Origin of the sequence: Streptomyces sp. NPDC014734 (genome assembly GCF_043083325.1) — a bacterium.
Taxonomy (GTDB): domain Bacteria; phylum Actinomycetota; class Actinomycetes; order Streptomycetales; family Streptomycetaceae; genus Streptomyces.
This window is the reverse complement of sequence record NZ_JBIBYN010000013.1, coordinates 1-9,686: the sequence shown is the minus strand read 5'-3', so window position 1 is coordinate 9,686 and position 9,686 is coordinate 1. Positions and strand designations below refer to the sequence as shown.

The window sequence follows — 9,686 nt, the reverse complement described above, 5'->3', positions numbered from 1 at the left end:
TTAGTTGCGGGGCGTCCCGTAGGGGGGGTCCCCCAATGTCCCCCCCCCCCCGGGGGGGCGCCACTTCCTCCGGAACCCGCTCTCGGAAACCCCCCGGCTGCGGGTGCCCGGCCGGGCACCCGCAGCCGGGGTGTTTTTCCGGACCGCACCGACGACACCGCAGCAATGACGTAATTGATCTCCCCACCAGCACGGAGTCGCTCTAGGCTCGTGCGTACCGCCCGGTCGCGCAGTGCGGGAACGGGCACCGCACAGGCACCGGACAAGCAGCGGTACTTGAGCGCCGCCCCTCAAGGGAGCGCCGCCGGGCAAGGAGGGCCGCATGACCGTACGGCGAGTAATGGGCATCGAGACGGAGTACGGGATCTCCGTTCCCGGCCATCCCAACGCCAATGCCATGCTCACCTCGTCCCAGATCGTCAACGCGTACGCGGCGGCGATGCACCGGGCGCGTCGCGCCCGCTGGGACTTCGAGGAGGAGAACCCGTTGCGGGACGCGCGAGGTTTCGACCTCGCCCGCGAGACCGCGGACTCCAGCCAGCTCACGGACGAGGACATCGGCCTCGCCAATGTCATCCTCACCAACGGGGCCCGCCTCTACGTCGACCACGCGCACCCCGAGTACAGCTCCCCGGAGGTCACCAATCCGCGGGACGCCGTCCTCTGGGACAAGGCGGGCGAGCGCATCATGGCCGAGGCGGCCGAGCGCGCCGCGCAGCTCCCGGGCGCCCAGCCGATCCACCTGTACAAGAACAACACCGACAACAAGGGCGCCTCGTACGGTACGCACGAGAACTACCTGATGAAGCGGGAGACACCCTTCTCGGACATCGTGCGCCACCTGACCCCGTTCTTCGTCTCCCGCCAGGTGGTCACCGGAGCGGGACGCGTGGGAATCGGCCAGGACGGCCACGAGCACGGCTTCCAGATCAGCCAGCGCGCCGATTACTTCGAGGTCGAGGTCGGCCTGGAGACCACCCTCAAGCGCCCCATCATCAACACGCGCGACGAACCGCACTCCGACGCGGAGAAGTACCGCCGGCTCCATGTGATCATCGGCGACGCGAACCTGTCGGAGATCTCGACCTACCTGAAGCTCGGCACCACCGCCCTGGTCCTGTCCATGATCGAGGACGGTTTCATCAACGTCGATCTCGCGGTCGACCAGCCGGTGCGCACCCTGCACCACGTCTCCCACGACCCGACGCTGAAGCAGCTGGTCACGCTGCGCAGCGGCCGCACACTCACCGCGGTGCAGCTCCAGATGGAGTACTTCGAGCTGGGGCGCAAGTACGTCGAGGAGCGGTACGGCGCGGACGCCGACGAACAGACCAAGGACGTGCTGAGCCGCTGGGAGGACACGCTCAACCGGCTGGAGAACGATCCGATGAGCCTGTCCGGCGAGCTCGACTGGGTGGCCAAGCGGGAGCTCATGGAGGGCTACCGCCGCCGTGACGGCCTGGACTGGGACGCCGCGCGCCTGCACCTGGTGGATCTGCAGTACGCCGACGTGAGACCCGAGAAGGGGCTGTACAACCGTCTGGCGGCCCGAGGGAAGATGAAGCGGCTGCTGGACGAGGGTGCGGTCGACAGGGCCCGCACGGGGCCCCCGGAGGACACCAGGGCCTATTTCCGCGGGCGCTGCCTGGAGCAGTTCGCCGACGACGTGGCCGCTGCCTCCTGGGACTCGGTCATCTTCGATCTGCCCGGTCACGACTCGTTGCAGCGGGTGCCCACCCTGGAACCGCTCCGGGGCACTCGTGAGCACGTCAAGGAGCTCCTGGACCGCTGCCGCACGGCGGAGGAACTGGTCCAGGTGCTGTCGGGCGGCTGAAAGGACGGTGATCGGGGAATCATCGGGATGACCCCGGGCGTCTGGACAAGTACCGGGCCGATGTCGGACCCCGTGGGTAGGGTCTGATCAAGTGCTTCGAACCGAGCGGGGTGAGCTAGATGGCGACCAAGGACACCGGCGGCGGACAGCAGAGGGCGACGCGCTCCACCGAGGAGGTCGAGGAGCAGGCGCAGGACGCGCAGGCGTCCGACGACCTCAAGGAGCGCCAGGAGAAGCTGGGCGACGACGTCGACTCGGTTCTCGACGAGATCGACGACGTCCTGGAGGAGAACGCGGAGGACTTCGTGCGCTCCTTCGTCCAGAAGGGCGGACAGTAGTCCGCGAAGAGGTCCGGAAGGATCCGGACATCGGTTCACGGACGTGAACCCGGGGGAGTGGATCAGGACGCGCGCGGTACGGGCCGACCGGCCCGTGCCGCGCGGCCGCAAGCGGCGTCGCACGCCGTGCGGCCGCCCTCACGGTTCATGTGGATCGCGGCTGCGGGACGGGTAGGGTCCGTGGCACAACGCATCGACTGCAATTCGGTCACCGGCATGTCGGGAGAGGCTCCCGACACCTTCCGCTGGGCCGTCGCACACCTGGAGGGAAACGCGTGGAAGCCAACACTCGCAGCACCGGGCGTCTACCAGCTGCCTTCCTGACGCCGGGATCCTCTTCGTTCATGGAGTTCCTGTCCGACCACGCGCCCGGGATGCTTCCGGGCAACCGGAGCCTGCCGCCCGTGCAGGGTGCCATCGAGGCGCCGCACGGTACGACCATCGTCGCCGCGACGTTCCCCGGCGGTGTGGTCCTGGCCGGCGACCGGCGGGCGACGATGGGCAACATGATCGCCCAGCGCGACATCGAGAAGGTCTTCCCGGCCGACGAGTACTCGGCGGTGGGCATCGCCGGAACGGCCGGTCTGGCCGTGGAGATGGTCAAGCTCTTCCAGCTGGAGCTGGAGCATTTCGAGAAGGTCGAGGGCACCCGGCTCTCCCTGGAGGGCAAGGCGAACCGGCTCTCCACGATGATCCGCGGCAATCTGGGCATGGCCATGCAGGGACTGGCCATCGTGCCGGTCTTCGCCGGCTACGACATCGACCGCGGGAAGGGCCGGATCTTCTCGTACGACGTCACCGGCGGCCGCTCGGAGGAGACCGGATACGCGGCAACGGGCTCCGGTTCGATCTTCGCCCGCGGATCGATGAAGAAGCTCTACCGCGAAGACCTGACGGAGCCGCAGGCCCTCACCCTGGTCGTCCAGGCGCTGTACGACGCCGCGGACGACGATTCGGCGACCGGTGGTCCCGACGTGGCCCGGCGCATCTACCCGATCGTCACCGTCATCACCGACGAGGGCTTCCGGAAGCTGTCCGAGGCGGAATCCTCCGAGATCGCCCGCTCGATCCTGGAACACCGGATGCAGCAGCCCGACGGCCCGCGCGCCGCGCTGCTCTGACCGGCGCTCCGGCGCTTCCTTCATGCTCTCGTCACTGACAGAAAGGGACGGATAACCGGTGTCGACGCCGTTCTATGTCTCACCTCAGCAGGCCATGGCCGACCGGGCGGAATACGCCCGCAAGGGCATCGCCCGTGGACGCAGCCTGGTGGTGCTGCAGTACGCCGACGGCATTGTGTTCGTCGGCGAGAACCCGTCCCGTGCGCTGCACAAGTTCAGCGAGATCTACGACCGGATCGGTTTTGCCGCCGCCGGCAAGTACAACGAGTACGAGAACCTCCGCATCGGCGGGGTGCGCTACGCCGATCTGCGCGGATACACCTACGACCGCGACGACGTGACGGCCCGTGGACTCGCCAACGTCTACGCGCAGACGCTCGGCACCATCTTCTCCAGCGCGGCCGAGAAGCCGTACGAGGTGGAGCTGGTGGTGGCCGAGGTCGGCACCGAGCCGGAGGGCGACCAGATCTACCGGCTGCCGCACGACGGCTCGATCGTCGACGAGCACGGCTCGGTCGCGGTCGGCGGGAACGCCGAGCAGATCAGCACCTTCCTCGACCAGCGGCACCGCGACGGGATGACGCTCGCCGAGGCGCTGAAGCTGGCCGTGCAGGCGCTGTCCCGCGATCCCAACGGCAGCGAGCGGGAGATTCCCGCGGAGCGGCTGGAGGTGGCGGTCCTGGACCGTACGCGGCCGCAGCAGCGGAAGTTCAAGCGGATCGTGGGCCGACAGCTGGCCCGCCTGCTGGAGGCGGACGGCGGCTCCGCGCCGACCGACGCCCCCTCCGACGCCGAACCCGAGGAGGGGACCGAGTCCGCCACCGGCACGACGGACGTCACCAAGTCCGCCGACAAGCCGTCGGGTTCCACGGATTCCGCCGAGTCCACCGATTCCGGCGGGGACGTGGAATAGCCCGTCCGGCGCCCCGGTCCGCCGCTCCCGGTGGCCGGGGCACCGTCATGTCCGCGTGCCGTCGGCGGGCGCGGGGGCCGAGGACCCGCGTGGCACCAGGCGCACGGGGAGGCTGCCGGACCCGGCCGGGCGGCCGTCCAGGACGGCCAGCAGGGCGGCCATGCCGCGTTCGCCCACCTGTTCCGCCGGCAGTCGCACGGTGGTGAGTTCCGGTTCGACGGCCGTGGCCAGGGCCAGGTCGTCGAAGCCGGTCACGGACAGATCGTCCGGGACCCGGAGACCGAGTCTGTGGGCCGCCTTGCAGGCTCCCGCGGCGAGGATGTCGTCGTCGCACACGAGGGCCGAGGGCCGGGGGCCGGGGCCGGTGAGCGCCCGGTGCGCCGCCTCCCGCCCGGCCTGCACGTCCAGCGCGGCCGGGGCGGTCCGCACCGAGGCGCCCGGCACCGCCCCCAGGGCGTCGTGCAACGCCCGGGCGCGGACGGCGAACGTCCAGGAGTCGACCGCCGACGCCAGGTGGAGGAAACGGCGGTGACCGAGCGCCAGCAGGTGCTCCGCGACCTGCCGCATGCCGTCGGCGATGTCCAGGTTGACCCGGGCCGCGACTCCGGTGTCCGCGGGGTCGCTGTCGAGCATGACCAGCGGCAGCCCCGCCCCGCGCAGGGCGTCGAGCGCGCCCGCGGCCATGGACGAGGCGATCACCCCGTCGAGGGAGGCGCGCGCCGAGGCGAAGGGGTCCCTGGCCGGACCGGTGCCCTCGGGGGACGGATAGAGGACCACCCCGAAGCCGTGCTCGGCGGCGACGGCGGCGGCGCCGGCGTAGACCCGCGCGAAGTACTCGCCGGTGAGCGCCGGGACGACCAGCAGCGCCGTCCTGGTCTGGCCGAGACGGAGATGGCGGGCGGCGAGATTGGGCCGGTAGCCGAGGTCGTCGGCGGCGTGCCGTACGCGCCCGGCGGTCGCCTCGGAGACCCGGCCGCGCCACTTGTCCCCGAGCACCAGCGAGACGGTGGCCTGCGAGACACCCGCGGCCCGCGCGACATCCCGGCTGGTGGGCCGCGACTGTGCGGGCTGCGCTGCGCTGGTCACTCGGGCCTCCGGGCCGGTCGGGGCAGATGCCGTGGTGGACCCGCGGACTGTGCACATGGTACGTATGACCCTCGACGTTATACGTAAAACCCCTGGATGCCGGAAGGCACCGCGGGACGAGGTGCCGCAGGGGCGCCCGAGGGAGAGGGACGGGACATGGCCGCCGGATATCTGGACATCCTCCGGGCGCGGCACGCCGCCAGACTGCTGACGGGGACCCTGGTGGGCCGGCTGCCGAACGGCACCGCCCACATCGCGATCGTGCTGTTCATCCGTGCCGAGGGCGGCAGCTACACCCTGGCCGGCCTGCTCACCGCCGTGTACGGGCTGGCCACCGCGGTGGGGCAGCCGCTGCTGGGCCGGGCCGTGGACCTGTACGGCCAGCCGCGCGTCCAGCTCCCCGCCGCCGTGGTGTCGGCGCTCGGCATGGCCCTGCTGGCACTGACCGGTCCGGGTTCGCTGCCGGTCGCCTGCGCGGCGGTGGTCGTGGCGGGACTGTTCACCCCGCCCCTGGAGGGCGGCCTGCGGGCCCTGTGGCCGTCCGTGCTGGGCGGCGAGGAGCGGGTGCACCGGGCCTACGCGATGGACGCCGTCGCCCAGGAGGTGATGTTCACCCTGGGGCCGTTGCTGGTGACGCTGCTCGTCTCGCTCTGGTCGCCCGCCGCCGCCCTGCTGGTCATCAACGCCGTCGGGGTGCTGGGGGCGCTCTCCGTCGTGCTGTCCGAACCCTCCCGGGCCTGGCGCTCCGCGCCCCGTGAGGCGCACTGGCTGGGCGCGCTGCGCTCGCCGGGGCTGCTGGCGCTGCTCGGCTCGTTCTTCTTCGTCGGCCTCGCCCTGGGCTCGATCACGGTCGCCGGGGTGGCGTACGCCGACGACCACGGCCGGGAATCGGTGTACGGCTGGCTGATGTCGGCGCTCGGCCTGGGAGCGCTGATCGGCGGAGCGGTGTACGGGGCCCGGCAGTGGGCCGGGGCGCCGGAGCGTCGCCTGAGGTTCATCGTGGCGCTCCTCGCCGTGGGCTACCTGCCGCTGACGCTGACGCCGGGCGTGGTCCCCATGACCGCTCTGGCGGCGCTCGCCGGGGTGTTCCTCGCTCCCGCCGTCGCGTGCTCGTTCATCGTGGTCGACCGGCACGCGCCGCGGGGCACGGTGACCGAGGCGTTCTCCTGGCTCGTGACGACGTTCGGGGTGGGCGCGGCCGTGGGCGCGGCGGCGGCCGGCCCCGCCGTCGAACTGGGCGGCACGAGGTGGAGTTTCGCCGTGACCGGGGCCAGTGGGGTGGCGGCACTGCTCGTTCTGCTGGCCACGAAAAAGGTCCTCGCAGTTCCCGGACACACGGCCGTTGCCGCACGGGGTTCGGAAAATGATCGAAACGGTACTGTCGAACCCGGTTTCAGCTCGGGCCATCAGGCGTAATGTTCAGTCATGGACCGCCGCATTTTCGGGCTGGAGAACGAGTACGGCGTCACGTGCACGTTCAGGGGACAGCGCCGACTGTCACCTGACGAAGTGGCGCGCTACCTCTTCCGCCGTGTCGTGTCATGGGGCCGCAGCAGCAATGTCTTCCTGCGGAACGGCGCCCGCCTCTACCTCGACGTGGGATCGCATCCGGAATATGCAACCCCCGAATGCGACAACCTGACCGAACTGGTCACCCACGACAAGGCCGGCGAGCGCATTCTCGAAGGTCTGCTCGTCGATGCCGAACGCCGCCTGCACGAGGAGGGAATCGCGGGCGACGTCTACCTCTTCAAGAACAACACCGATTCGGCGGGAAACTCCTACGGATGTCACGAGAACTATCTCGTGGCCCGGCACGGAGAATTCTCCCGGCTCGCCGACATCCTCATTCCGTTCCTCGTCACGAGGCAACTGATCTGCGGCGCGGGCAAGGTGCTGCAGACACCGCGCGGAGCCGTCTACTGCGTCAGCCAGCGCGCCGAGCACATCTGGGAGGGCGTCAGCTCCGCCACCACCCGGTCCCGTCCGATCATCAACACGCGCGACGAACCGCACGCCGACGCGGAGCGGTACCGCCGGCTCCACGTCATCGTCGGCGACTCCAACATGTCCGAGACGACGATGCTGCTCAAGGTCGGAGCGACCGACCTGGTGCTCCGCATGATCGAGGCGGGCACCGTGATGCGGGACCTGACGCTGGAGAACCCCATCCGGGCGATCCGCGAGGTCAGCCACGACACCACGGGGCAGCGCAAGGTGCGCCTGGCGAGCGGCCGCGAGGCATCGGCCATCGAGGTGCAGCGCGAGTACTACGAGAAGGCCGCCGACTTCGTCGACCGCCGCGGCATCCGCACCGGAACGGTCGCGCGGGTCCTGGAGCTGTGGGGGCGCACGCTCGACGCGATCGAGAGCGAGGAACTCGACCGGATCGAGACCGAGATCGACTGGGTGATGAAGTACAAGCTCATCGACCGGTACCGGGCCAAGCACAACATGACCATGTCGCATCCGCGGGTCGCCCAGATAGACCTCGCCTACCACGACATCCACCGGCGTCGTGGCCTGTACTACCTGCTGGAGCGCAAGGGGCAGGCCGCCCGGGTCTGCAACGACCTGAAGATCTTCGAGGGCAAGTCCGTGCCCCCGCAGACCACCAGGGCACGGCTGCGCGGCGACTTCATCCGCCGGGCGCAGGAGCAGCGCCGGGACTTCACCGTCGACTGGGTCCATCTGAAGCTCAACGACCAGGCGCAGCGCACGGTGTTGTGCAAGGACCCGTTCCGTTCGGTGGACGACCGGGTCGAAAAGCTGATCGCGGGCATGTGAGGCCGCACCGTCCACCCTCGGAGAGTGACGCGACGCGGGCCCCGTACGTTCCTCGTACGGGGCCCCGCGCACGTCCTAGAGTGGCGGGGACCCAACCAACCGTGCCGTCTGAGATCTGAGGAACCAGTGCGCCGACTTGCCGGCCTTCTCGTCGTCCCCCTGTTGCTGCTGACGGGGGCCTGTGGCAATGACAACGACTCCGGATCGGAGTTCCCCGCCATCACCGCGGGATCCAAGTTCGGGGAGAAGCCCACCCTCTCCAAGGGCTCGGGGAACCCGCCCAAGGAGCTCAAGACCAAGGTCCTCAGCCAGGGTGACGGCGCCGCCCTCAAGAACGGCGACGCGATCCAGGTCAACTACCTCGGCCAGTCCTGGGACTCCGACAAGCCCTTCGACAACAGCTTCGACCGCAAGCCCTTCGACCTGACCCTCGGCGCGGGAATGGTCATCCAGGGGTGGGACAAGGGGCTCGTCGGCAAGAAGGTCGGCAGCCGGGTCCAGCTGGTCATTCCGCCGGACCTCGGCTACGGGGCGCAGGGGCAGGGCGACATCAAGCCCAACTCCACGCTGGTCTTCGTCGTCGACGTCCTGAAGGCGATCCAGGTCCCGAAGTCCGCCGAGGGAACGCCGGTCGCCCAGGACGACATCGACCTGCCGAAGGTCGGCACCAACACCGACGGCAAGGCCCCGAGCGTCACCATCCCGTCCAAGAGCACCCCGCCGGCGAAGCTGGTGTCCAACTACGTCCTGGAGTCCAAGGGCGAGGTCGTGAAGGACACCGACAGCGTCATCGTGAACTACGTGGGCCTGGTGTGGAAGGACGGCAAGACGTTCGACAGCACCTACACCACGGGCAAGACCCAGACCTTCCCGCTCGCCCAGGTGACCCTGAAGGGTCTCAAGAACGGTCTGGTCGGGAAGAAGGTCGGCAGCCGGGTGCTCCTTGTCGTCCCGCCGGACCAGGGGTTCGGCGACCAGGCCCAGCAGACCATCCCCGCGAAGTCCACGTTGGTGTTCGCGGTGGACCTGCTGGCGAAGATGTAAGACTGTCCCGGTTGCCCAGTTCACCATCACGAGGAGCAAGTCCGTGAACATCGAAAAGCCCGAGATCGACTTCCCGGAGGGCGAGCCGCCGGCCGACCTGGAGATCAAGGACATCTGGGAGGGCGACGGCGCCGAGGCGAAGGCGGGCGATCAGGTCTCCGTCCACTACGTGGGTGTCGCCTTCTCCTCGGGCGAGGAGTTCGACGCCTCCTGGAACCGCGGCACCCCGCTGCAGTTCCAGCTCGGTGCCGGCCAGGTCATCGCCGGTTGGGACAAGGGAGTGCAGGGCATGAAGGTCGGCGGTCGCCGTCGGCTGACCATCCCCGCGCACCTCGCCTACGGCGACCGCGGCGCCGGTGGCGGCCGCATCGCTCCCGGCGAGACGCTGATCTTCGTCTGCGACCTGGTCGCCGTCTGATCCGCTTTCCCGTGCCACCGGGGCACAGCACCGAGGGCCCGCGCCGCAAGGGCGGGTTCTATTGATCCCCGCAACACCCTGTTGTTCAGGGAGTTGCGGGGATCGTGGATTTTGGAGACCTGAAGGCGAGGTTCTTCGAGGCGTT

General features: G+C 69.6%; 10 protein-coding genes. 9 read left to right on the top strand and 1 reads right to left on the bottom strand.

The annotated features are described in order from the left end of the window. Positions 1-322: 322 nt before the first annotated feature. The 5 genes from dop (at position 323) to prcA (ending at position 4,206) form a co-directional block, all read left to right on the top strand. Positions 323-1,834: a depupylase/deamidase Dop gene (gene dop, locus ACF1CT_RS21060; protein WP_391785421.1), complete on the top strand. Its 1,512-nt coding sequence runs from the start codon at positions 323-325 to the stop codon at positions 1,832-1,834. 119 nt (positions 1,835-1,953) lie between these two features. Beyond that, the gene (locus ACF1CT_RS21055) at positions 1,954-2,172 is read left to right on the top strand and encodes a ubiquitin-like protein Pup (RefSeq protein WP_391785420.1); all 219 of its coding nucleotides are present in this window, start codon (positions 1,954-1,956) and stop codon (positions 2,170-2,172) included. Positions 2,173-2,352: 180 nt separating this feature from the next. After that, positions 2,353-2,496 carry a hypothetical protein gene (locus ACF1CT_RS21050; protein WP_391785593.1) on the top strand — a complete coding sequence of 48 codons (144 nt, stop codon included), beginning with the start codon at positions 2,353-2,355 and terminating at the stop codon, positions 2,494-2,496. Then, complete coding sequence (prcB, locus tag ACF1CT_RS21045) at positions 2,448-3,293, top strand: proteasome subunit beta (RefSeq protein WP_391785419.1); 846 nt, start codon at positions 2,448-2,450, stop codon at positions 3,291-3,293. Before ACF1CT_RS21050 ends, prcB begins: the two co-directional genes overlap by 49 nt. Before the next feature lie 58 nt (positions 3,294-3,351). Further along, positions 3,352-4,206, top strand: a complete 855-nt coding sequence (prcA, locus tag ACF1CT_RS21040) for a proteasome subunit alpha (protein WP_391785418.1) — start codon at positions 3,352-3,354, stop codon at positions 4,204-4,206. 45 nt (positions 4,207-4,251) lie between these two features. Here prcA and ACF1CT_RS21035 read toward each other — a convergent pair whose 3' ends face one another. Next, positions 4,252-5,292, bottom strand: a complete 1,041-nt coding sequence (locus ACF1CT_RS21035; protein WP_391785417.1) for a LacI family DNA-binding transcriptional regulator — start codon at positions 5,290-5,292, stop codon at positions 4,252-4,254. Positions 5,293-5,448: 156 nt separating this feature from the next. On the opposite strand from ACF1CT_RS21035, the gene ACF1CT_RS21030 reads away from it, so the two are divergent. From ACF1CT_RS21030 to ACF1CT_RS21015, 4 genes are all read left to right on the top strand, one after another. Further along, positions 5,449-6,708, top strand: coding sequence for an MFS transporter (locus tag ACF1CT_RS21030; protein WP_391785416.1), 1,260 nt, complete (start codon positions 5,449-5,451; stop codon positions 6,706-6,708). Positions 6,709-6,717: 9 nt separating this feature from the next. Beyond that, positions 6,718-8,079, top strand: coding sequence for a Pup--protein ligase (gene pafA / locus ACF1CT_RS21025; protein WP_391785415.1), 1,362 nt, complete (start codon positions 6,718-6,720; stop codon positions 8,077-8,079). Between the two features lie 126 nt (positions 8,080-8,205). Continuing rightward, positions 8,206-9,123: an FKBP-type peptidyl-prolyl cis-trans isomerase gene (locus ACF1CT_RS21020; protein ID WP_391785414.1), complete on the top strand. Its 918-nt coding sequence runs from the start codon at positions 8,206-8,208 to the stop codon at positions 9,121-9,123. A 43-nt stretch (positions 9,124-9,166) separates the two neighbouring features. Then, on the top strand, positions 9,167-9,541 hold the full coding sequence (locus ACF1CT_RS21015; protein WP_391785413.1) for an FKBP-type peptidyl-prolyl cis-trans isomerase: 375 nt from the start codon (positions 9,167-9,169) through the stop codon (positions 9,539-9,541). Positions 9,542-9,686 lie beyond the last annotated feature (145 nt).

What these genes read in the sequence shown, in the direction of transcription:
- dop (WP_391785421.1), top strand. Translation starts at nt 323, where the DNA reads ATGACCGTACGGCGAGTAATGGGCATCGAGACGGAGTACGGGATCTCC.
- ACF1CT_RS21055 (WP_391785420.1), top strand. Translation starts at nt 1,954, where the DNA reads ATGGCGACCAAGGACACCGGCGGCGGACAGCAGAGGGCGACGCGCTCC.
- ACF1CT_RS21030 (WP_391785416.1), top strand. Translation starts at nt 5,449, where the DNA reads ATGGCCGCCGGATATCTGGACATCCTCCGGGCGCGGCACGCCGCCAGA.
- pafA (WP_391785415.1), top strand. Translation starts at nt 6,718, where the DNA reads ATGGACCGCCGCATTTTCGGGCTGGAGAACGAGTACGGCGTCACGTGC.